Source organism: Alphaproteobacteria bacterium, from assembly GCA_039980135.1.
Lineage (GTDB): Bacteria > Pseudomonadota > Alphaproteobacteria > UBA6615 > UBA6615 > UBA8079.
In genome coordinates, this window is the sequence record JBDXCV010000003.1 from 157,911 (window position 1) to 180,809 (window position 22,899).

A 22,899-nucleotide genomic window follows, 5' to 3' on the forward strand; every position below is an offset into this window, starting at 1 on the left:
TCTGCGATGCCGTCATCGCTTCAGCAGGTCTTTGTATTTCTCGGACATGGGTGAGTCCGGGTCGTTCAGTTCCTTGAGTTTCAGGGTGACCTGATACTCGTAAAACATCTTGAGCAGACAGTAACGCAGGCCGCGGCGCCCATCGAGGATGCCGCGCTTGCCGATATACAGATACAGGAACTGCCAGATCGGCCGGGCGGGCAGGTAACGGTAGGCAAACTGCTTCAGCGCGCGCCGGCGTTCGGGCCCGCGCCGGGTCAGGCGGGCCGTGATCGAGCTTTCCTTCTCAGTCGCATTGAGCAATCGCCAGGCCTCGACGGCCTCCATGCTCGAATAATTATTGTGACGGTCGAACCAGCGCTCGATGCCCTTGTCGTCCATATGCACCAGATGGTTCTTGAGATAGCCGGCAGGGCCCTCGATCACCATATGCTCATGCACGATGCGCTCCTCGTAGCGGCCCTTGCCGCGCCGGATCAGCCGCAGATTGTAGTTGGGATAAATCGCCCGCATGGGCTTGCCCCAAAGCCAGTTCTCCCCCGCTACGTAATAGCCGTGGCGCGCGTCTGGATCGGCGATCGTCGCGCGGACTTCGTCGGCCAGCAACGGCGTACCGCGCTCATCGGCATCGACGAAGAACACCCAGTCATGGCGCAGGTCAAGATTGTCGAGCGCCCAGTTCTTGTGGGTCGCGAAATTGTCGAACACGCGCTCGACGACCGTCGCCCCCATGGCGCTGGCGATCTCCACGGTGCGGTCGGACGAATGGGAATCGAAGACGAAAATCTGGTCCGCCCAGGCCAGGCTGTCCAGACAGATCGCGATGTTTCGTTCCTCGTCCTTCGTCGGGACGATGACGGATACCGGCACCTTCCCGCGTGCGGCGGAATCAGACGATGGAGGCATAGGCATCCTCCAGGGCGTGGCCGATCTGCGGCCATTGGAAATGTTCGCCGACCAGCGCGCGGCCCCGCGCACCCTTGGCGCGCGCGCCGTCGATGTCCCGCAAGGCGGCAAGTATCGCATCGGCGAACGGCCCGGCCTCGGCCGGCGTCACCCAGCCCGCATCGGCATTCGCCACCTCATGCCACAGATTGACCTTGTCCGAGATCGCGACCGGCAGGCCGCAAGCCATCGCCTCGACCACCGCGATGCCGAAATTCTCGCTGTAGGACGGCAGCACGAACAGGTCGGAATCCGCGAGCAGCTCCAGCTTGTCGTCGCCGGTGACCATGCCCGTGAAGGTCGCGCGATCCGCGAAGCCGAACCCGTCGATCCAGCCTTGCGTCTTTTCCTGCATGCCGCGGTCGGGGCCTGCAATCACCAGATGGGCGTCCGGCATCTCGCGCGCAACATCGGCGAACGCGCGCGTCAGTACATCGAGGCCCTTCTTGAAATTGAGCCGCCCGAAGAACAGCACGATGGGCCGGTCGCCGATCTCGGGATGCCGCGCACGAAACCCGCCGCGCGGCGGCAGATTGTCGTACTCCTCCGTATCGAGACCGTGGGGCACGACGATTCCCCGCGCCCCAAACACATAGGGGGCGGCCAGGATCATCTCTTCCTCGGTGGTGAAATGCATGGCGGCCGCATGGCGCGTTACCCGATTCTGGAACCAGGTCTCGAGCAGCATCTTCCTGAAACGATGCCGGCGATACAGGAACGGATCGAGCGTACCGTGGGGCCGCATGAGGTAGGGCACCCCGGCCCGGCCGCAGGCCCGTTCGGTGAACTTGCAGTGGAGCATGTAGAGCGAGTGGAGATGCACCGCATCCATCTGCGGAATGGTTTCATCGAGCGCGCGCGCCATCGGGGCCGAGTTGCCGAGAAATCGGGGATACTCAATCGGGAAGTACCGGATGGTCACGCCATCGCGTTCGATCGGCCTGTCCACCGGCACGTCCAGCACGTCATCGAGGCCATTCATGTTGGTGGCGAAGATCGTCACCTCATGGCCGCGCCGCGCCACGGCCCGCGCCATCTCGAAACACGCCTTGGACGGCCCGCCATCGCGCGGCGCCAATGTCGCTATCACATGCAAAATCTTCATGCGGAATCCGCTTTATTGAGGTCCGCTTTACAGGCGCAGCCGCGTTGCATCAAGGCCACCCATCGCACGAGCGCGCGCATGTCAGCCCGGCGCCAGATCGCGCCACCCGATGAGACCGACCCCGGCCGCGCGCGCCGCGGCGGCAAAGGCGAACGCACCGCGGTCGTCGTTCACCCGCCAGGCGATGTCGAGGCCCGGATGAACCCCCACCTCGGCCACGCCGTCGAGGCCGCGCAACAACCCGAGCACGGGTTGCGCCCAGTCCACGTCACCGGCCGAGGCCGGCATGTAGAAATGTTCGGTCGTGACGAATTTGCGGGCGATCGCGCGCGCCCAGCCGCGGCCCAGCCAGTAGGTCGGGCTTTTCAGGGGCTTGCGCAGATAGACATTCTGCGCGGTGCGCACGCAGCGGATGCCGAAGCGGGGCAACACCTGGGCCAGCGCCCGGCGGAACGGCGCGAACTTGTGCAGATGGCCGTGGGAATCGACGTAGCAGAGATCGACACCCAGGTCGCGTACCCGGGCAATCTGGGCCTCCATCTCCCGCGCGATCTGATCCGCCGGCAGACGGTTGAGAAGGCCGCGCTTACGCATGGTGTTTGATTCCAGAAAACGGCCCCGGGCGTCGACCAGGCCGGGAATCTCGGACGGCGGCAGGACCGGGCGTTCCACGTCGTCGGTCGAGAAGCACAGATGCACGCCGAAACTATGCTCACGATGGGTGCTTGCCCAGTTCGCGGCGGCTTGCGTCTGGGGGACATTGGCCATGATCGAGGCGCTGGTCAGGGCGCCGGCCTCAAAGGCGGCGATGGTCCGTTCCACCGTGTGGGCGGAAATCCCGAAGTCGTCGGCGGCCAGTATGACACCCGTCAGTTTGCCCATCGTACCCGGCCGTTGAAGATGTGATTGCGGAGAATTCCGACTATGCGCATCGTGGACATGACCCTTACACGCTAGCGGCCCGCCGCGCGAACCGCCAAGCGATTTTCGTGAACCGGTGACTGCCGGAATGTTTCGCTTTCACGACCCGGATTCCCGGGCCGCATTGCGTCGGTGGCGCGACGCGTCGTACACCAGCATGTCAACACGGCATGCCGGGGCGCAGTATGTGCGGGATCAATCTCATATTCGGATATGGCGCGGGCGTGCCGCTGATCGACGAGACCGAACTCTACACGGTCCGCGAGGCGATGATTCCCCGAGGCCCGGACGAGGCGGGCATCTGGCGCGCACCCGACGGCAAGGTCGGGCTGGGCCATCGCCGGCTCTCCATCATCGACCTCTCGCCCACCGGGCACCAGCCGATGACATTGCCCGAACGGCCGGACGCGCCCGTCGTCATCTTCAACGGCGAAATCTACAATTACCGCGAACTGCGCGCGGAACTCGAACAGGCGGGCACGACCCTCTTCTCGAACTCCGACACGGAAATCCTGCTGCATCTGTATCTGCGCGACGGCGCGGCCATGGTCGAGCGGTTGCGCGGCATGTTCGCGTTCGCGATCTGGGACCCGGCCAAGCGCGGCATGTTGCTGGCGCGCGACCCCATGGGAATCAAGCCGTTATATTACGCGGATGACGGTCAGACCCTGCGCGCCGCGAGCCAGGTTCGCGCGCTGTGCGCCGGCGACCATGTGGACCGCTCGCCCGACCCGGCCGGCCATGCCGGTTTCTTCCTGTTCGGCTATGTCCCCGACCCGCATACGCTTTATCGCGGCATCCGCGCCCTGCCGGCCGGGACCACGCTCTGGTGCGACGCGGGCGGGTGCACCACGCCGCGCACCTATTTCAACGTCGGCGACGCGTTTCGCAGCGCGCCGCCCCGGACCATCGCCGACCGGAACGAGCGGCGCGAATACCTCCATGACGTGCTGGCCGACAGCGTGCGGGCCCACCTGGTGGCAGATGTGCCTGTCGGGGTGTTTCTGTCCGCCGGGCGCGACAGCACCACCCTGGCGGCACTGGCACGCGAAGTCGGCAGTGAAGATCTGCGCACGATAACCCTGGGCTTCTCGGAGTTCCGCGGCCGCGACGAAGACGAAACCGGGCTTGCCGAGACCGTGGCCCGCGACCTGGCAACCGACCATCACACCCGCTGGGTCGCACGCGAGGAGTTCGCCGCCGACCGGGCGAAGCTGTTCGCCGCCATGGACCAGCCCTCGATCGACGGGGTGAACACCTATTTCGTCGCCAAGGCCGCGGCGGCGGCCGGGCTCAAGGTCGCGTTGTCGGGGGTCGGCGGCGATGAGATGTTCGGCGGCTATCCGAGTTTTTCGGGCGCGCCCGCGCTGGTCCGCAAAGCCGGCTGGTCGCGGCGCATTCCCGGTCTCGGCAAGGGCTTCCGCATGGTCTCCGCACCGTTCGCCCGGCGCATGACCTCGCCCAAATATGCCGGCCTGCTCGAATACGGAACCAGCCTGGGCGATGCCTATCTCCTGCGCCGCGCATTGTTCGCCCCTTGGGAATTGCCGGGCGTGATGGACCCGGACATGGCCGCCGCCGGCTGGGCCGAACTGGCGCCGCGGATCAACCTTGGCCGCACAGCGGACGGGCACAAGAAGGACCGGGCCGCGATTTCGGCGCTGGAACTGTCCTGGTATATGCGGGGACAGTTGCTGCGCGACGCGGACTGGGCCGGCATGGCGCATTCACTCGAGATTCGCACGCCGCTGGTCGATGTCGAGTTGTTCGGCGCGCTCGCGCCACTGATTGTCGGCGACCACCCGCCGACCAAGTCGGACCTCGTGAACACGCCCCGCGCTCGCCTGCCGCGCGATGTGCGCGTTCGGCCCAAGACGGGCTTTGCCATTCCGGTGCGTGAATGGGTGCAGGACAAGGGCCGGATCGCCGACATGCCGGAGCGCGGCCTGCGCGGCTGGGCACGGATCGCCCACCGGGAATTGTCCGGCTAATCTTGCAGACGTAGCGCGCGGCGCAGCCCCGCCATATAGCCCGATATGTTCCAGCCCGCGATGCGCGCCTTCGCGCCCGCACGAAACGTCTGGCGCAGCGCGTCGTCGCCGGCGAGTTTTCGCAAGGCCGCCACCAGGGCGTCACGATTGTCATAGGGGAAGATCAGCCCGCAGGTATCGGCCACCAGGTCGCGGCCGCACGACACCCGGTCACTGACGATCAACGGACAGCCGAAATTCATTGCCTCGTTGACGATCAGGCCCCATGTCTCCTGGTAGGCGGACGGCAATACCAGCATGTCGGCGATGGCATAGCCTTCCGCAATCCGCGACTGATCCAGCCAGCCGGCAAAAACAATTTTTGCGCCGGGATGTTCGGCGGCCAACGCCTCGGCCGCGGCGCGCTGTTCGCCCTCCCCCACCATCAACAACGTCCATTCGTCACCCAGTCCGGCCTCGGCGAAGGCCTCGACCAGCATCAGGGGCTGCTTCTTGGGCATGAACTTGGCGCTGTAGAGGATGATCTTCTGGTCCGGGTCGATCCCGAACCCGGTTTTCAGCTCGGCTTCGCGGCCCGTCATACGCCCGGCCTCCGCGGCGAAGAACGCGTTGTCGACGATATGCGGGGCGTGCACGAGCTTACGGTCGGGCACGCCGAAGTTCCGGAAATAGTCCCGGTTGTCCTGGCCGATATAGAGCAGGACATTCGCCAGTATATAGAGCGGACGATAGAGCAGTTGGCGCAGCAACCGCACCCAGATCGGTCGCGCCCCGAGATTGTTCGAGATCGTCCGGATGATCAGTCGCTTGCCACCGAGCCGCGCGGCGAGCACACAGGCGACATGGCTGAACTGGTTGTGGCCATGGATATAGACCGCGTCATACGGGCCGGTCAGCACATGCCAGATGAGCCCCGGGTTGATGAATTTCCAGAACCCCTCCCCGTCGCGCTTCGGGCTGACATTGGGAAAGATGCGATGGGGGTAACCGGTGAACTTCTCGACCCCCCACTCGACCACGGTGCCGACCTCGGGGTCGAAGCCCGAAGCGGACCAGCCGCGCTGCATGAACAGGACGCTTACATCGATGTCGGGAGCCGCCGCCATCGCCCGATACAGGGGCAGGTGATAATGCACCGGAAACTGGGCGACGACCGCCAGCCGCAGCGGCGGTCGACCCGTACGGGCCTTGTCAGGCGCCATGGCCGGCCGCTCGCGCGTCAAGTGCCGGCGCCGCATCGATGATCAGATTCTGCCGGATGCCGGCGCGGGAGGAATCCACACTCACCTTGCGTCCCGTCCGGTCCCAGCGCGGATGCAGGTCGCATTTCATGTCGCCGTCACCCACCGACAGATCGGAAAAGTAACGGCCGATGTCGATCCGCCGATCACCATCCAGCTCGAACAGCATCAGGTTCTGCATGCCGTCGCCGTCGGGGTAGGTATCCGTCACCATCAGGTCCGGATCCTCGATGTGGAACATCGGATGCCCGTCCACCGGCAGCACATCCGCGCCGACGGCGCGCCGCTGGGCAGGCGCATCGACCGGGATCAGAAAATAATGTTCGTTGCCGACACTCCCCACGCCGCTGGGCAAACGATGGCGAAGCTTGCGAGCGATATTGATTGCCGGGCGCAGGAGCGGCGAGCCGAGCAAGCCGCTGCGTCTCGCGGCGGCCAGACCACTGGACATGAACCGCGACCAGGCGAGGATCGTGTCGTCGTCGCGCCAGTCGTAATGGGTCACCTTCTCTTCGGCCAGCAGGCGCAGATTGGTCCCGTCGGCGTTGGCCACCAGGAGCCGCGAATAGATCGCGCCATCGTTCAGGAAGTAGCGGTGCATGAAGGCAAACTGCGTCCCGCTCGGGTTGAACTGGGTGTGGGTCACCACCTGCGCCACATCGGCGGGCGTTCCCGCGCCCACCTGCGCGATCTCGGCGATCGGGATCAAAAGTTCGGCCACACCGGTTGTGAGGTCGACCCGCCAGATGCCGTCATCGGCGGGAGCCGGAGTATCGATCGAGGCCGGAAAATCCGCCGGCAAACCATAGGCGGGCCAGTGTTTGCGCAACCGGCCGTAGTTCGGGGCGACCGCCATACGGCCCGACGGGTGAATCGAACAAACCGCGTAGTCGATCATTCGCTCCGCGCCGTCTTCGGGATCGAAGACACAAGACCCGAGACCGCCATCCACCAGCTTGTTGTAGATCAGGCGGCCGTCGGCGAGCCATTGCGCCCGGGCACCCATCTGGAAGTTCCATGCGGTCGTGGTGCCGATCGGTTCCGGCGCGCCGGCGTCGGGTTTCCAAAGGCAGACCTCGGCGACTTCGCCGGCCGGCTGATGGCGGATTTCGGGGTCGACCCGCAGCACCGCCAACGTGTCATTCGCCGGATTCCAGGGTGTGACGTCATGGAAGCCGAAGAAATGCGCGCGGTCGTGCGGCGTTTCGGCAATCACGGGGCAATCGATCGAAATGCGTGATGACACGAACGGCGGCCCCCGGGAATGCGGCATGTCCCCGAACGGAGAAACACCATGTTTGCGGCGCGAAGGCCGGATTGGCTAAGGTGTCCTAGCTAGCAACACGCCAACATACGATCAAGGATAACCCGATTTACGTTCAATACGGATGCGGCTGGTCGGCGCCGGAAGGCTGGGTGAATTTCGACACCTCGCCCACCCTGAAATTCGAGCGGCTCCCGCTGCTCGGAAAGCTCTACACGCGCAATGATGACCGGTTCCCCGAAGCGGTGCGCGTCGGGGACGTCGTGCGCGGCCTGCCCGTGGCGGACCAGGCCTGCGACGGCGTGTATGCGAGCCATGTCCTGGAACATCTGAGCCGGACGGATTTCGACAAGGCGGTGGCCGAGACGTTTCGAATCCTCAAACCCGGCGGCATCGCCCGGGTGGTGGTGCCCGATCTCGCCGCCGAGGCCCGCAACTATCTCGAAGCGACAGGCGCGGAAGATGCCGCGGCCGCGGACAATTTCATGCGCTCGACTCATCTGGGAATCGAGACCCGCGCCCGGGGCCTCAAGGGCATTATCCATGAGACGCTAAGCAACGCCCGGCATTTCTGGATGTGGGACTATCCCGGCCTGGCCGGCGCATTCCGCGATCACGGCTTCATCGATATTCGCCGTGGCCAGTTCAACGACAGCGCCGACGAAATGTTCAAGGCTGTCGAGGACGAAGGGCGATTCGAGGATGCGGTCTGCGTCGAGGCCCGACGTCCAGCCTAGACGCCCGTCCTGAAAAGCCGTCCGTCTGGCGCTAGAACGTCTTGGGCTTCGGCACCCCGAACACCCTGTCCGTGATCTTCTGGACGACCCCGACCGGGTCCAGCAGCCAGCGCAGCACGCGCGCATAGGTGAAGCAGTAGCGGTCCGAAGGGCGCTGGTCCCGGCCCATCACCATCTTGAAGTAACGCCGATGATTGACCAGACTTTCGTCAGCCATGCGCTGGCTGCCCGAGATCGAATCCTCGTGGATGGTGAACAGTGACCAGTTGCGGTCGATGATCTTCACCCGCGCTCCCGCCAATCCCATGTCCAGCAGCAGCTCCGCATCCCAACTGGTGCGATTGTCGATATTGAACCCGTTCGTCAGCTTGTAGGCCGCCGCACGAAAAAAAGTCGATTGCTGCATGACGACGGCGGCGCCATGCGCGAATCGCCAGGCCGTGAACGGTGCCGACCGGAATCTCCGGATAACGTCGCCCGCCTTGTCGACGATGAATCCGTGACCGACGACGACATCGGCGTTCCGGTGCCGCTCGAACGCGGCCACGGCTTCCTTGATGGCGCCCGGCAGGAAGGCATCATCGGCGTTCATGTAGCAATAGATGTCACCGGTCGCCGCCGCGAAGCCATTGTTGAGCCCGTCGGGCGGTCCCTTGTCGGGTTGGTCGACAACCGTGGCGATCCGGTCACGATACCTTTCGATGATATCGCGGCTGCCGTCGGTCGATCCCGGATCAACGACGATATACTCGATGTCGTCATGATCCTGTTCGAGAACGGACAGGATCGCGCGCTCCAGGAACTCCGCCTGGTTGAACGACAGGGTGACGATCGAAACTTTCATCGTTGCGGTCTCCGACCGGGTCGCGCCGCTCTACCTCGAGGGCCGGGGCGAACTCCCGGCGGTAACGGGCGATGGCCTTGCATATTGCGGGGTTGTTGCGGGGCATTTTGCTGCGGGGGAAACCCGTCCGGGTGCTGCCCGTTCGGCTGTTGTCCGCCGGGCGCGCCATTCTGCCCGTTCTGTGGCATGCGGCGACCCCGATGCCGCACACCGCCGAGCATTTCGGTCGGCACCGACGAGCGCAACACCTCCCAGACGAACATCATCATGACCACGTTGAACGGGAGCGTCACACGCCGACTGGCCCCGAATGGAGAGAACAGAATATCCCACAGCACGAGAAAACCGACGAAGGTCACGATCGGACTCAACGGTTCGCGCACCATGTAGAGGTTGGACATGACCCGGAATATGAGGATCAGGAGCCACAGCCAGAAAATTGCCCCCATGATCCCGGCTTCGACCCAACCGCCCATCAGATGGCTATGGGTCGGGATCAGCCCCTCTTCGGACGCGAAATAGGTGATGTCATAGCCGTAGCGCTCGAGCTCGTAGATGCGCGCGACATATTCGCGGTTCTTGGCCCAGGATCCATGTCCGATGATCGGACTGTCCATTACGGCCTGACTGGACACGAAAATCTCCGAACGGCCGCCGAGCAGAACACCGAAAGAACCCGCGCTCTGGCGCGCATAGGTCTCCTGCGCCAATTCGCCAAGCATCCCGTTCGACGCGGCAAACTGATAGGTGTTGAGCATCGTCGTCGCGATCATGACGCCGCCGACGAAGAACATGACCGTCCGCATCGGAGAAAAGCCTGCCGGCGATGTCCTCTTTCGGCCGAGCAGTTGCTGCACGAAGACATACAATGCCGTCAGGATCGCAATACCCGCCATACTCCGCGAGCCGGCCACCATGCTGTAAATGCCGACGGCGAGAATGAGCAATGTCGGCAGGCTGAATACCCTGAAAATCGGCCGCCACTGGGTTATCAGCAGCACCAGCATGATCGTCGGAATGCCGAGCCCGAACTTCCAGGGCTGACGCGCGGCAAAGTCGGACGGGTTGAACAGGAATGAAAGATACCCGCCGACAATGATGCCCAGCGCGAACATGGTGATCCGCTTGCGGCTGCCGTAGACCAGCATGTAGATCGACGCGAAGTTCATCGTCATGAAGATGATTTTCGACCAGCCGCGGGAGAAATCCCGGAACGGCGTATCGCGGATCAGATCCGTCAATATCTGCGCCAGAAGCCACATGAACGCCATGATCAGGAATGTCCGCGGCAGCGGGTCCGCGAGCATGGAACCGCGGGTCAGCAGCAGGAACGGCAGCAACCCGATCAGCAGCAACTCGGGCGCAAAAATACGGCCGACCGCATTCACCTCGATCCAGATGACGGTCGGAATCAGGAACGCGGCGAACGCCAACACCGGCTTGTCGTCCGTCTCGGGTACATCCGGATTGTAGCTCGCGGAGGGCTTGAACTGGCCTTGCGGCGCATATCCCATGAACGTCATCGAGTGTGGCCCGGACGCTTCGGTGTGCGCGCTCTGTTTATCGATCGCATCGGCATCGCGCAGACACATTAGCCCCGGGACAAGCGTTCATACAGTTCAAACAAGCGTGTCCCGTACCCCGTCTGTCGAAAATCGCGCGCGACCAGCGCGGCGTTCTCCCGCCCGATCTGTGAAACCCGTGCACGATCGGTCGCCACCTCGCGCAACGCCGCCGACAGCGCATCCGGATTACCCGGCGGCACGAGCCGGCCATGTACGCCGTCTTCGACGATCGAACCCGCATTGGCTGTGGTCACGATATAGCAACCCGCCGCCATGGCCTCGAAGATGACCCGGGCCGAGCCCTCGGCCAGGGTCGGGAACACGAAGACATCCGCCGCGGCCATCCTTGCCGCCAGCTCCGCCGGCAACAGGTTGCCGTGATGGATCACCCGCGGATCGGTCTGGAAACGCTCGTAGGCCGCATTTCCGTCACGATCCACCGCACCACAGATGCCGAGTTCGAAATCCACACCTTTCAGCAACGCGAGCGCATCCGCCAGATCATCGGTTCCCTTGCGCCGGCGCACGCTGCCCGCGAACAAGAGTTTCAACGGCGCCGGCGGCGTCTCGGCAGCCGGTGGTCGGTTCGGCAGCCAGGAAAAGAAGCCGTCATCGATCCCCCGGTAGATGACATTGACCCGCTCCGGCGCCCAGCCCTGATGGATGAAGGTCTCCTTCACGAAATCGGAATTCGCCAGGACCTGATCGGCGAGGTTTAGGTCGTCGAGGATCGCCTGCCAGTTCACATCGATCGGACCCGCCTCGCCCGGCGGCGGCATCCGTCCGCCATTGCGCACCAGATACTCCAGCACCGACGGGTGGGCGATCGAATACTCGCAAAGGCAAAGCCACCCGCGCGAGCGTGCCAGCGCGACCGACGCACCCCCGAAACCGGCGCGGTAATGGTAGATGCCCGGGCCGGACGGGTCGGCCTCGCGGCGAATGACACCCGCCGCACCGCGGGCATACAGCGCGCGCGCGAACATGTGCAGGCGATCGCCCAACGGATCGCCGACCCCCGGCACGCGCCGCAAGCGGCTGGCAAGCTGGGAGAAGGGCTCTCCCGCCCACATCGCGCGGACCCGTGTGCCCGGAATCGAATCCTCCCGCCCGAGAAAACGCCCGATGGGCTTGAGCCGTGCCAGGCCAATTCCCGATAGCGCGCGTGTCAGGCCGGGGGTCGGATATGCGCCGGTAATGAACGCCGTCAGCGCGCCACGGCTGGCCGCTTCCGCCGCCGCAAGCCGCAGGCTAAATCGGCCGAACCCGTTGGATATGATCACATTCGGGGCCATGGATGCGGCTATGAACCCCGCCGCAGCAGGCGCAGCGCATCCGTCGGGGGCGTGAGCGCGGCGAAGACCAGGGACGAGAATCGCTGGTCGAGAAAGGCCATGGTCCGGCCCATCACCAGGAAAACGACCGCGACTTCCGAAATCGCCAGCACCGCCGCCGCGCCGATGATGCCGAGCCCGGGGGTCACCAGCGCCAGGACCGCCAGGCCGGACGCCGCTGCGATACCGTAGATCGTGGCGATCGCGCGGTTGTTGTTGGTCGCATACAGCGCCGTTGCAATACCGTTCCACATCATTGTCGAAAGGCCGGCGATCAACAGCAGGCCGAGCAACGTACGCGGCGCGGGAATGCGACCGACCGTCCAGAAATCGACAATCGCCGGGCCGAAGATCATCAATCCAACGAACGCGCCCATTGACAGCCAGGTCGCAAACTGGACCGCCCGGTTGTTGAGCCGACGCACAAGATCAATGTCATCCCTGCCGTAGGCGATCGCGATCTCCGGCCGCACGGTGGTGAAGGCGAGGTTGGCAAACAGGACAACCGCGCGGGCCAGCATGCGCAAGGTGGCAAACACCGCGACGGCGGACGGGCCGAGAATCGCGCCGAGAACAATAATAGGCCCCTGAATCGAAATCGCATTCGCGACCGTCACCCCGACAAAGCCGAGCGAAGGTGGCGCCAGCTGACGCCAGGTCTTCCGCGAGGCATGCGCGATGCCGTAGGAAAGCCACGGACTGTGCCGATGCGCGAAAATCGCAACAACGAGGAACCCGACCGCCTCGACCGACGCGACGACGACAGCGACCCCCAGCGGGCGCGCGCCTGCGATCAGCGTGGCGGCGATCAGCACCAGCGACACAAGCCGGATCAGGGCCGTGAGGTAGCTCTGCAGGCCATACTGGCCCGCGCTCATCAGACCGACGGCGGCGAGCCCGGTCTGGATATTGAACAGGATCTGGATCAACAGCAGCGCCAGCACGGCGGCGGCGTCATGGTCGGTCAGTGTGGTCAGGTTGAACCAGCTGGCCAGCGGGGCCAGAAACAGGCCGAGCATGAGAAGCCCGGCCACCGCGAGCGAAATCAGCGTGACGAACACCCAGCTTGTTTGAAAGGCCCGCAACGCGCCGGCCGTGTCGTCGCGCGAGACGCGCATCGTCACCTCGTAGGAGGTCGCGTTGGTAAAGCCCAGATTGCTGATCACGAGATAGGCGGGAAAGGCCGCGAGAATCAGCCACTCGCCGTAAAGGCTCTTGTCCCAGAAATGCAGGAACAGGGGCACACTACCGAACTGGAACGTCAGGTTCACGACCTGGGAAAAGGCCTGCCCACCGAGGCCACGACGCAAGCGCCCGCGAATTGTCTCATTCATGTCCTGCGCACGCCCAGCAATCCATTCTCCGGCGCAAGGGTAGAACGTTCGGCGCGCGGATTGAAGGGATTCGGCGAGCCTTGTTTAGGTTCTGATGGCAATCCAACGCCTTCTGATCTAAACAGAATCCCGGTCAGTCGGCTGTATCAACCACGTCCCGGAATCAAAATGAGCTCAAGTCAGGCGAATTCGCCAAAGCGCACGGGCATGTTCCCTTATATCGGGCGCGTGGAGGGGCACTCGTTTCTGCAGGGTTCGCTGAACGCCGAATCGGTGGTGGTCGATCTGGGCATCAATCAGGCCAACTTCGCCCGCAACATTCATGCGCTGACCGGTTGCCGGGTCCTCGGGGTCGAGGCGGTGCCCGATCTCGCCGCAAAGGCGCCAGTGCATGACTGGTTGCAGGTCGTGAATGTGGCCATCGCCGGCGCCGACGGCACGGTCACGATGCACCTCAATCAGACCGGGGACGCCACCCTGCGCCCCGACATGTCCGAAGACGACGTGACGACGGTTGAAGTTCGCGGCACGACGCTCGAAAGCTTCCTGTCCGCACATGAGGTCGGCACGGTCGATCTGCTGAAGGTCGATATCGAGGGCGCCGAGTTCGCGTTGTTCGACAGCGCGCCGGATGCGTTGCTGCAACGGCTGGTCCAGATCACCATCGAGTTCCATGACTTCAAGAACGCGGCCCTCACGCCCGACGTGGACCGCGTCAAGGCGCGGATGCGGGCGCTGGACTTCATCTGCCTCACCTTCTCGGGCAACAACACCGATGTGCTGTTCGTGAACCGGCGTTATCTGCACGTCGGCGCCGTGGCCCGGGCCTATATGCTCGCGCTGTACAAATACGGTCGCGGGATCGGTCGGCAGATCGCCGGACGCCTGTAAGGCGCGCCTTCACGACAGGCCCGGGACATCCGGCACCCCGTCATCGCGGCGGACCAGGCCCTTGATTCGCGCCCACATGTTATGGGCACCGACCGGAAGCTCGGTGCTCAGCAGAAGCTCACGCCGCAGGGTCGCCAGCAGGCCTGGCTCATCAGGATAGAAACGCAGCGTCTCGGCCAGCATGCGCGCGTATTCGCGCGCGGCGCGCGGCGGCGGGTCCGCGACGGGCGCATCGAAACCCTCCGCGCGCATCCCCAGATCATGCAGCAGCCGGAGAAACACCCGGTAGGGTCCGGCATAACCGCCGGCCGACGCCAGTCGATCGAGCCCCGGCCAATCGAGATCGTAATGCCGGGCCAACCGCATCGCGTCGGCGATCTTGCGCGCCGCAAACAGGCCGAACTTGTCCTTGGCGACGTTGGTCGCACATAACAGAAAGGCGTGATCGGCGCAGGCGGCCCGGAAAGACAGCCCGTCCGCATCGATTGAGATGGCCCGCGCGAAGACCGCATCCGTGGTCAACGAACGATAGGCGGGAAAGCAATCGGGATGAATATGAACGTCGAGATTGCACGTCGCGTCACCCGAGACAAACGGCGCATAGCTCGCCGCAGAAATGAAACCCCAGGGCGGGCGGGGCAATGGTTCGAAGACATAGCCGTTTTTGTCCAGAAACCGAACCAACCGGTCGCGATCCGCCGGGCGCACCAGCACATCCAGATCGCCGACGGCGCGAACTTCGGGATCGTCATAAATCATGTGGGCCAGTGCGAACCCCTTGATGACGACGATCTGGACGCCGGCGGCGGCAATCAGGCGCAGGCAATCGCGCTGGGCCGACAGTCGAAAACGATTGTTCAGCCGGCTCTGGTTGAGGGTTTCGGGGTCGACGTCACTGCCGCCCAGCAGGGTGTCTGTCAGAATCGGCGATGCGAGGGCGGAAAGCCGGGCGACAACGGACGACGCGATCGCAGGCGTGGATGCGGTCTCACCCCCCGCGACATTTGCCATACGCGCCCAGGCCGCCCGTCCCTGCTCGACCGTGATCGCTGTATCGATCGCAGCGGTCGCCATTGCGTCAGGTCGACATGAACGTGCGCCGGTCCCCCATCAGGACAGCACAGGTCAACCGGCTCGACGCGTAGGCGCCTGTGTCCACACCGATACGATTCGGTCGGTCGACAGGATGTTCGGTGATCGTGTGGCCATGCACGACGACGACACCGAAGTCGCGCTTGTCTTCCAGAAAATCGCTGCGAATCCAGTGCATGTCCTCGACGCTCTGCTCCTCGATCGCCACACCGGGGCGAATGCCCGCATGCACGAACACATAATCGCCCTCGCGATGCATCGACGGCAGACCGGCCAGGAACGCCTTGTGATCGTCCGGCAGGGCGGCGCGGAACTCCGACTGGACGCGGGCAAGATCGCTATCGGTCGCACCCGACCCGCCGGCGATCACGCCGTAGCTCATCAGGGTCTCGATGCCGCCATTGGCGAACCAGCCGCGCGCCTTGCTGGAATCGTCAAGGAACCGGATCATGTACTCCTCATGATTGCCCATCAGGAAAACGCGCTCGAAACCCTCGAATTCGCTGCCCATCAGATGCTCAATCACCGCGCGGGATTCGTAACCGCGGTCGACATAGTCGCCGAGATACACGATCACCCGGCGGGTGACATCGCGCGCGCGAGCATCGGCCACGATGCGCTGTTCGAGCGTCTCGAGCAGGTCTATCCGCCCGTGCACATCGCCAATCGCATAGACGACCGTGCCATCGGGGACGCTGTAATCGGGAATCGGGGCGCGATCCTTGCGGCCAAAAAGCTTCTTGAACATACGCCGATACTAACACGCGCGAATCGGCTGGCGCGGGTGCAAACGTGACGCGGATAAAACCTTTGGTGCGCCGCTAGCCGACGACCCCGCGGATGCCCGGCGGCGGGACGGAGAAATTCGACCAGTTGCTGCGGCCGCCATGATTGTCCAGGCGGTTGATCAAGGCCGCCACGACCCTCAGGTCGAACTGCGTGCCCGCCCCGTCGAGCAGGTTCTGAACCGCCGCATCGAACGTCAGGCCTGGACGATGCGCACGCGGGCTGACCATGCCGACGAAGGCGTTGGCGACCGCGACGATCCTTGCGGTGACCAAAATCTCGTCGCCGGCAAGCCCGGCAGGCTCGCCGTTGCCATCCACATGCGCGCGCGTCTGGCGCAATGTCTCCACCACCGGCCCTTCGAATTCGACACCTTCGAGGAGATCCACCCCCGCAGCCAGCGCATGGCGAATACGCTCGATCTCGTCATCCGTAAGTTTGCCATTCTTCATCAGCAGTGCGCGCGGCACGAGAATCTTGCCGATATTCATCACGCTCGCCGCCTTGTCCACCGTATCGACGAGGACCGCATCGAGGCCCATTTCATCCGCGATCGCCGCGGCCACCTGCGCCACACGGGCCGACTGATGCGCGGCGAACGAATCGCGACGATCGACGACGGCCAGCAGGGTTTCGGCCAATTGCTGCAGCAGGCGCTCGTTTCGCTCACGCTCGGAGATCGCGGCGCTGATGTCCTGCTCGACAATCAGGATTCCGGCGCCGACATGATCGGTGGCGGGCAGATGGACGAACTGGTTCTGCAACACGCGGTCTTCGCCGGCCTGTCCTGTCCGTTCCGAACCTTCGACCCGGTCAACGGACAGAAGATTGCATTCCTCGTCGAACGCATCGCGCACATATCGCGCATAGCGGCGCGCGGCGGCGGGACCGAAAACCCCCGTCAGGGTTTTGCCGACCAGTTCATCCGTATCGTGCGCGCCGATCGTCTGGGCGAGACGGGCATTGGCAAATGTCAGCCGGTCATTCCGGTCGACGATAAAGATCGCGTTGGGCTGCGTGTCGGTAAGCTTGCGAATGAACTTCGCCTGTTGTTCGAAACGGTCGGCCATATCCCGATAACGGGTCGCGGCGCTCTCGGCCCGGCGCGAGGCGCCGTGGCGCCAAGCCGCAACGATCCCGAGCGCGGCCAGACCAATCGCGAGGAGCAGGATCAACGCCAGCCTGGTCAGGCGACGGTCCGCCCCGCCCAGGGCCTCCTCACGGTCGACCTTGTAGGCCAGCACCCAGTCCACACCCGGGACGGGCCGACTCGCGATCAGCACCGGAACATCGCGATAGTCGTGATAGAGCCCGAACCCGCCGGTGTTCTGAATGGCAAAAGCAGCGGCGAGCGCGGGTGTATTCAGGGCGCGCGTGCGCGTCATCGCGGCCGTCCCGTCGGCCAGCGGCGACAGGTAACGCACCCCCGCGCCTTCTGCCGTCAGCAACAGAGTTTCGGCCGTTTCCTCCGTGGTACCCGGTTGCTTCAGAAGGCCGAACAGCGGCATCGCGACAGGCCGGATGCCCACCACCAGCCCGATCTGCCTATCGTCCTGCACCCCCGGGATCGGGGCGGTAAACAACAGGCTCGCGGTGCCGTCGGCGGGAGATGGAAACGGGCCGAACATGGCCGGACCGTCAGCGGCAGCCTGGCCCGCAACGAAAGCGCGCAACGCCGGCGTCAACGGCGGCAGGTCCGGGGTCGCCACGATAATTTCAAGGTTCGGATCGAGCAGCGCGAGCCCCGCGCGCCCCACTCGGGCCACATTCGCACGAACGTCGGGACCGACTGCGGCTGCGTTGAATCCAGTCCGCGCGGCGGTCACGACCAGAAGATTTTCCAGGAACTGGGCCTGGACCGGCACGTCGTCCGCAACCCTGTCCGGTGCCAATGCGGAAATGTCGGAGACATACAAGCGCAACACATCGTCACGTCCGAGGGACGCCACCACTTCGCGCTGGGATTGCAACCAGTCGCCCACCGCGGCCGCCCGGCTTTCGGCAACAATGGCGAGCTTGTCCTGCCAACCCCGCACCGCACGGTCCCGTTCGGTCGAGACCCAGGAGAAGACGAGGCCCACGCCGGTCACGGCCAATGCCAGCAGCAGAATGGCTGACATCCACAGGCGCATCCTCAAGAACGACCGACCCCCGGCTGCCAACGTGTCGGCCGGCGTATCAGCCACCATATTAGCCACCGTGTCGGCGCCTTCCGACCTGGAAGCTTCGCCATCCGGCATCCGGAAATTCGGCGACCCGTTTTCCGCCTTCTCGACCATGCACACCCCTCGCGCGATAATCCCGCGACCCGTGACCGGGGCACGATCGCCCCTTTGATGCCGATCCTAGCGGCGCGCTGTTTGCAAATTCTTAATGGCGGTCGGGTGAAATCAGCCCGTGATGACCACGCACAGAACATTCGGCCGGCCTGCCGGTCTCGCTTGCACGCGGCGCGCGTTACTGACCCGGTTCGCCGGCATGGCCGGGGGCGTCGGCGCGGGCATTCTCGTACCCTCATGGGCCCGGGCCGCCGGGTCCGGCGGCGCCGGCCTGTTCGGATATACCGACGTGAGACGCGAGAATTCGTCCCGGTTTCCCAAATGGAAAGGCGCACTCAACCGGACCTTCAAGGAGCGGGAATCCCTCGCACGGCCATGCCGACCGGGACACATATCCGGATGCCAGATGCATGAATGGCAGTCGCTTCTGGACAGTCTCGGGCAAACGGCACTCCCCGCCCAGCTCGACACGATCAACCGGGAGATGAACCGGCGCAAATACGTGCTCGATCCGGTGAACTGGGGGGTGAAGGACTACTGGGCCTCGCCCGCGCAGTTCTTTCGCAAGAATGGCGACTGTGAGGATTTCTCGATCGCCAAATACATGTCGCTGCGCGCCCTCGGGATACCGGCCGCACGCATGCGCGTGGTCGTCCTCAACGACGAGAATCTGCGCATTCCGCATGCCATACTGGCAGTGCACGATGGCCGAGACGAGCTGGTGCTCGACAATCAGATCAGCCAGGTCGTCAGCCACCGGTTAATACGTCACTACCGTCCGATCTTCTCGATCAACGAAGAGGGCTGGTGGCTGCACCGCTAGATCGACTCCCGCCGGAATCCGCAAAAGTCAAAGTGTTCCCGATATTTAGCCGTTTGCGGTGACACCGCGATTTCGTCTATTTTCCGCCCTTCAAGGTGCGCGAAAGGTAGTGCATGGCCGACGGCAAAAGATTCGCAGGAGACCTCCAGACCGGTGCCTCGGTCATCCTGCGCATGGGCGACATCCTGTTGGTCGGGTTGTTTGCCGTCGGGGCATACTGGGCCTGGCACGGCAATCTGGCGCTGCCCGCGATCTACGGCCAGGGCATCATCGCCGCGATGCTGCTGACCGCGAACTTTTTCCACGTCGCGCACCTCTACGAAACGCCCAATATCGACAGATTCCTCTACCAGTTCGGCCGCATGTCGGTCGGCTGGACGGCGGTCATGTTCACCCTGCTGGCGCTGGCCTTCATCACCAAGACAACGGACAGTTTCTCGCGCGCCTGGGCCTTGATCTGGTACCCGATGGTGCTGGGCGGCCTGCTGGTGCTGCGGATTCTGCTCATCCTGCAGATCGCGCGCTGGCGCGAGCGCGGCGATCTGCGGCAGAACGTGGCCGTGATCGGCGCCGGCGAATATGGCCAGCGCCTGATCCGCGAAATGCTCGCGTCGGACAACAAGAGCGTGAACATCGTCGGGCTGTTCGACCGGCGCGCGTCACGCATTCCCGAAGAAGTCGAGGGGGTCCCCGTGCGCGGCGGGATCAATGATCTCCTGAACTATGTCCGCGCAAACCGGGTCGACGAGATCATTGTCGCCCTGCCCTGGCGCTCCGGCGGCACCCTGCTGGACCTGGTGCAGTCGCTGAAGAGCGCGCCGGCGAACGTCAAATGGTGCCCGGAGACGATCGCTTTTCAGCTCCCGGTGCGCAGCCTGTCGAGTATCGCCGGCGTGCCGATGATCAACATCTTCGAACGCCCGATTACCGGCCGGAATCTGGTCCTGAAGATGATCGAGGACCGGGTCGGCGCATTTCTCCTGCTGATCGCGCTTTCACCCTTGCTGTTGTTGGTCGCCCTCATGGTCCGGCTGACCAGCCCCGGCCCCGCGCTGTTTCAGCAAAAGCGCTACGGGTTCAACAATGAAGAATTCACCGTGTACAAGTTCCGCACCATGCGGGCCGAAGCCGCCCAGCCGTCGAGCGCGCCCGGCAGCGCCGTGGACCAGGCGACCCGGGGTGATCCGCGGGTCACATGGATCGGCCGGTTTCTGCGCAAGTCGAGCCTGGACGAGTTGCCCCAGTTGATCAATGTCCTGCAGGGCGACATGTCCCTGGTCGGGCCGCGGCCCCATGCGGTCGCCCACAATGAGCAATTCGGCGCGGTGATCGATGAATATTTCGCCCGCCACCGCGTCAAACCCGGAATTACGGGCTGGGCGCAGGTCAACGGGCTTCGCGGCGAGACCGATACGTCGGAGAAAATGCGCCGGCGCGTGGAGTATGATCTGCACTACATCGACAATTGGTCGATCCTGTTCGATATCCGAATCCTGTTCCTCACCTTGTTTGTGGGATTCGTTAACAAGAACGCCTACTAGGGCTCGGCTTGCGCCGATTGCATCGGGATTTCTGATGGCACGCGAATCCACCAAGACCCCACGCTCGCTGCGTATCGCCTTCTTCGGCCTGCTCGCTGTTCTCGTGCTGGCACCCCTGCCCTTCGGCAGCAACCGCCTATGGGCCTGGAGTTTCCTGTCGCTCATGGTCGGGATGCTTACGCTGTTGTGGGCATATGGCGTCGTCCGCATGCCCGGGTCCATACGCATACCCTGGCAGCGCCACCTGCCCGCAACGATCATGTTCGGACTGGCCATCATCTGGTTCCTGGTCCAGGCGAGCGGTTTGACCCCGGCCGCCTGGGATCATCCGATCTGGGCCGACGCGGCGACGGCACTGGGACAGGAAAAGACATTCGGTGCCATCAGTCTTGACCCGAACGCCTCCTTCGATGGCGCCATGCGCTTGCTCGCCTATGGCGCGGTATTCTGGCTGGCGCTGCATTTCGGCCGCTCCCGACGCCTCGCCCGGCGTATCCTCTGGGCGATCGTTATCTCCGGCAGCATTTATTCGCTCTACGGGCTGGTGGTCCAGTTTTCGGGAACCAATACGATCCTGTGGTTCGAAAAATGGGCGTATGGCGATGTCGTGACGTCGACATTCGTGAACCGGAACAGTTTCGGCACCTATGCCGGGCTGGTGATCATGGCCGCCTTCGGACTGTTGACCTGGGAGGCCGACGAGGCCGCGTCCCTCGGGATCGCAAACCGGGTCGGCATCGTGCACATGATCGACAGTATGGGCGCGCGCGTGTTCGGGCTGCTGGTTGCCTTGTTCATAACCGGCTCGGCGTTGCTCTTCAGCGCGTCTCGCGGCGGCACCATAAGCACGGCGATCGGGATCATGGTGTTTCTGGTCGGACTGGTCCTCTACAAACGTGAACGCGTACGGCGGGCAATCGTGTTCGCCGGCATCATTTTCATAGGTGCCGCGGTGCTGTTGAGTTTCAGCGGCCGCGAACTCGCAACCCGCCTCGGCCAGAGTGATAGTGCAGTGTCAGGGCGCGGAGAAATCTGGAATTTTACCCGGCAGGCAATCGACGAGCGTCCCTGGCTGGGTACGGGCCTGAGCACGTTCCGCGATGTGTCCGTACGTTCGCGTGGTGGGGAGTTATCGCCACGTACAGCACCCTTCTTCCGGGCCCATAACGGCTATCTGGAAATGATTCTCGAGGGCGGCTACGGGGGCTTCCTGCTTATCGTCGGTTCGATCGCCTGGCTCGGCTTGTGGGCGTTCTACGGCATTGTTTCGCGACACCAGGAAGCCATTTACTCGTGCATCGGCCTTGGGGCGATCGGCGTCGTGGGCACCCATGCCTGGGTCGATTTCAGCCTGCAGATTCCCGCCGTCGCCGTGACGTTTGCCGCACTGCTGGCCGTCGCATGTGCACAGGCCAACCGCCATCGGTCTGAATCAAGGCGCGGCCGTTAGGGTTGGCGTCGCCCGTTCGGCCAATCGGACCGGATCAGGTCTGATCGCGGCGCAGGAAATACATCATATTGAAACGGGCGCGGGCCTGGGGATCGTCCGACAATGCGGCCCGGACCTGGGACAGACGGTGGCGCGCGCGCGTATAACGCACCAGGTCCCGCGGGAACCAGTTCATGGCCAGGCGGATCTGATCTTCGGTCTCCGACTTCAGGTCATCCGGCAGGTCATTCCAGAACAGTAATGCGATATCGAGACGCGTCAGGACAACACGCGGGTCGTAGCGTGCCATCGCGTAGGACATGCGCAAAAAGGGCGCGATTTTTTCCGCCGCCGCGGACCCGTCCCGTTCGATATGGGCCTGTGCGAGGCGCAGCCAGGAATAGGACGCGGTCGGCGCAAGCCTGATCGACCGCAGATCGGCCCCGATCGCCTCGTCGATCAATTTGCGGTGGATGTCCGTCCCGCGGTCTTCGCCGCGGGCCAGCGTATAGTTCAGGATACCGAGATCGGACTCGAACCGGGAGAATTGGTACCAGCCCAACGCCGACAACCGGCTCGCCCGGGCAATTCGTAGATCGACCCGGGGCACTTTTTCACCGCGCCCGATCTCGCGCACGGTCTCGTCAAAGGGGCTCGTGATAATGCCGGCCACAAGTCGCGGGACCGCCATTGCGATCAGGGGGAACGCGACGATAAGCGCGATGAGTGCGGCTGTCAGTCTGTTGCGGGACATGGATAAAACCCGGCGCGAATGAT

Annotated in this window: 19 protein-coding genes; 6 read left to right on the forward strand and 13 right to left on the reverse strand. The window is 63.9% G+C overall.

Annotation, left to right across the window (positions count from 1 at the left end; genetic code table 11):
- Window positions 1–12: 12 nt before the first annotated feature.
- The 3 genes from ABJ363_02680 to ABJ363_02690 form a co-directional block, all read right to left on the reverse strand.
- Entirely contained in the window at window positions 13–906 is an 894-nt protein-coding gene (locus tag ABJ363_02680; GenBank protein ID MEP4377879.1) for a glycosyltransferase family 2 protein, read from the reverse strand.
- Complete coding sequence (locus tag ABJ363_02685; GenBank protein ID MEP4377880.1) at window positions 890–2,050, reverse strand: glycosyltransferase; 1,161 nt, start codon at window positions 2,048–2,050, stop codon at window positions 890–892. The genes ABJ363_02680 and ABJ363_02685 overlap by 17 nt, the downstream gene beginning before the upstream one ends.
- An 81-nt stretch (window positions 2,051–2,131) precedes the next feature.
- Window positions 2,132–2,932, reverse strand: a complete 801-nt coding sequence (locus ABJ363_02690; GenBank protein MEP4377881.1) for a ChbG/HpnK family deacetylase — start codon at window positions 2,930–2,932, stop codon at window positions 2,132–2,134.
- A gap of 209 nt (window positions 2,933–3,141) precedes the next feature.
- Between ABJ363_02690 and asnB the strand changes: the two genes are divergently transcribed.
- Window positions 3,142–4,962: an asparagine synthase (glutamine-hydrolyzing) gene (asnB, locus tag ABJ363_02695; GenBank protein ID MEP4377882.1), complete on the forward strand. Its 1,821-nt coding sequence runs from the start codon at window positions 3,142–3,144 to the stop codon at window positions 4,960–4,962.
- Here asnB and ABJ363_02700 read toward each other — a convergent pair.
- Both ABJ363_02700 and ABJ363_02705 read right to left on the reverse strand, forming a co-directional pair.
- Window positions 4,959–6,164 carry a glycosyltransferase family 4 protein gene (locus ABJ363_02700; protein ID MEP4377883.1) on the reverse strand — a complete coding sequence of 402 codons (1,206 nt, stop codon included), beginning with the start codon at window positions 6,162–6,164 and terminating at the stop codon, window positions 4,959–4,961. The genes asnB and ABJ363_02700 overlap by 4 nt on opposite strands.
- Complete coding sequence (locus ABJ363_02705; protein MEP4377884.1) at window positions 6,154–7,449, reverse strand: hypothetical protein; 1,296 nt, start codon at window positions 7,447–7,449, stop codon at window positions 6,154–6,156. The genes ABJ363_02700 and ABJ363_02705 overlap by 11 nt, the downstream gene beginning before the upstream one ends.
- A gap of 170 nt (window positions 7,450–7,619) precedes the next feature.
- On the opposite strand from ABJ363_02705, the gene ABJ363_02710 reads away from it, so the two are divergent.
- Complete coding sequence (locus tag ABJ363_02710; protein MEP4377885.1) at window positions 7,620–8,204, forward strand: methyltransferase domain-containing protein; 585 nt, start codon at window positions 7,620–7,622, stop codon at window positions 8,202–8,204.
- Window positions 8,205–8,235: 31 nt separating this feature from the next.
- Here the strand turns inward: ABJ363_02710 and ABJ363_02715 are convergent, their stop codons facing one another.
- The 4 genes from ABJ363_02715 to ABJ363_02730 form a co-directional block, all read right to left on the reverse strand.
- The gene (locus ABJ363_02715; GenBank protein ID MEP4377886.1) at window positions 8,236–9,048 is read right to left on the reverse strand and encodes a glycosyltransferase family 2 protein; all 813 of its coding nucleotides are present in this window, start codon (window positions 9,046–9,048) and stop codon (window positions 8,236–8,238) included.
- The gene (locus ABJ363_02720; protein ID MEP4377887.1) at window positions 9,045–10,571 is read right to left on the reverse strand and encodes a hypothetical protein; all 1,527 of its coding nucleotides are present in this window, start codon (window positions 10,569–10,571) and stop codon (window positions 9,045–9,047) included. Before ABJ363_02720 ends, ABJ363_02715 begins: the two co-directional genes overlap by 4 nt.
- A 68-nt stretch (window positions 10,572–10,639) precedes the next feature.
- Window positions 10,640–11,908: a glycosyltransferase family 4 protein gene (locus tag ABJ363_02725; GenBank protein MEP4377888.1), complete on the reverse strand. Its 1,269-nt coding sequence runs from the start codon at window positions 11,906–11,908 to the stop codon at window positions 10,640–10,642.
- 8 nt (window positions 11,909–11,916) lie between these two features.
- Window positions 11,917–13,281, reverse strand: a complete 1,365-nt coding sequence (locus ABJ363_02730; GenBank protein MEP4377889.1) for a hypothetical protein — start codon at window positions 13,279–13,281, stop codon at window positions 11,917–11,919.
- Between the two features lie 168 nt (window positions 13,282–13,449).
- Between ABJ363_02730 and ABJ363_02735 the strand changes: the two genes are divergently transcribed.
- Complete coding sequence (locus ABJ363_02735; GenBank protein MEP4377890.1) at window positions 13,450–14,172, forward strand: FkbM family methyltransferase; 723 nt, start codon at window positions 13,450–13,452, stop codon at window positions 14,170–14,172.
- 9 nt (window positions 14,173–14,181) lie between these two features.
- Here the strand turns inward: ABJ363_02735 and ABJ363_02740 are convergent, their stop codons facing one another.
- The 3 genes from ABJ363_02740 to ABJ363_02750 all read right to left on the reverse strand — a co-directional run bounded on the left by ABJ363_02740 (window position 14,182) and on the right by ABJ363_02750 (window position 18,170).
- Window positions 14,182–15,246 carry a nucleotidyltransferase family protein gene (locus tag ABJ363_02740; GenBank protein ID MEP4377891.1) on the reverse strand — a complete coding sequence of 355 codons (1,065 nt, stop codon included), beginning with the start codon at window positions 15,244–15,246 and terminating at the stop codon, window positions 14,182–14,184.
- A gap of 4 nt (window positions 15,247–15,250) precedes the next feature.
- Entirely contained in the window at window positions 15,251–16,012 is a 762-nt protein-coding gene (locus tag ABJ363_02745; GenBank protein ID MEP4377892.1) for a metallophosphoesterase family protein, read from the reverse strand.
- Window positions 16,013–16,085: 73 nt separating this feature from the next.
- Complete coding sequence (locus ABJ363_02750; GenBank protein ID MEP4377893.1) at window positions 16,086–18,170, reverse strand: HD domain-containing phosphohydrolase; 2,085 nt, start codon at window positions 18,168–18,170, stop codon at window positions 16,086–16,088.
- Window positions 18,171–18,450: 280 nt separating this feature from the next.
- On the opposite strand from ABJ363_02750, the gene ABJ363_02755 reads away from it, so the two are divergent.
- The 3 genes from ABJ363_02755 to ABJ363_02765 all read left to right on the forward strand — a co-directional run bounded on the left by ABJ363_02755 (window position 18,451) and on the right by ABJ363_02765 (window position 22,143).
- Window positions 18,451–19,152 (forward strand): transglutaminase-like cysteine peptidase, encoded by a 702-nt coding sequence (locus ABJ363_02755; GenBank protein ID MEP4377894.1) that lies wholly within the window; start codon window positions 18,451–18,453, stop codon window positions 19,150–19,152.
- 113 nt (window positions 19,153–19,265) lie between these two features.
- Window positions 19,266–20,693: an undecaprenyl-phosphate glucose phosphotransferase gene (locus tag ABJ363_02760; GenBank protein MEP4377895.1), complete on the forward strand. Its 1,428-nt coding sequence runs from the start codon at window positions 19,266–19,268 to the stop codon at window positions 20,691–20,693.
- Window positions 20,694–20,727: 34 nt separating this feature from the next.
- Entirely contained in the window at window positions 20,728–22,143 is a 1,416-nt protein-coding gene (locus tag ABJ363_02765; GenBank protein MEP4377896.1) for an O-antigen ligase family protein, read from the forward strand.
- Between the two features lie 34 nt (window positions 22,144–22,177).
- Here ABJ363_02765 and ABJ363_02770 read toward each other — a convergent pair whose 3' ends face one another.
- Window positions 22,178–22,876, reverse strand: a complete 699-nt coding sequence (locus tag ABJ363_02770) for a hypothetical protein (GenBank protein MEP4377897.1) — start codon at window positions 22,874–22,876, stop codon at window positions 22,178–22,180.
- Between the last annotated feature and the right edge of the window lie 23 nt (window positions 22,877–22,899).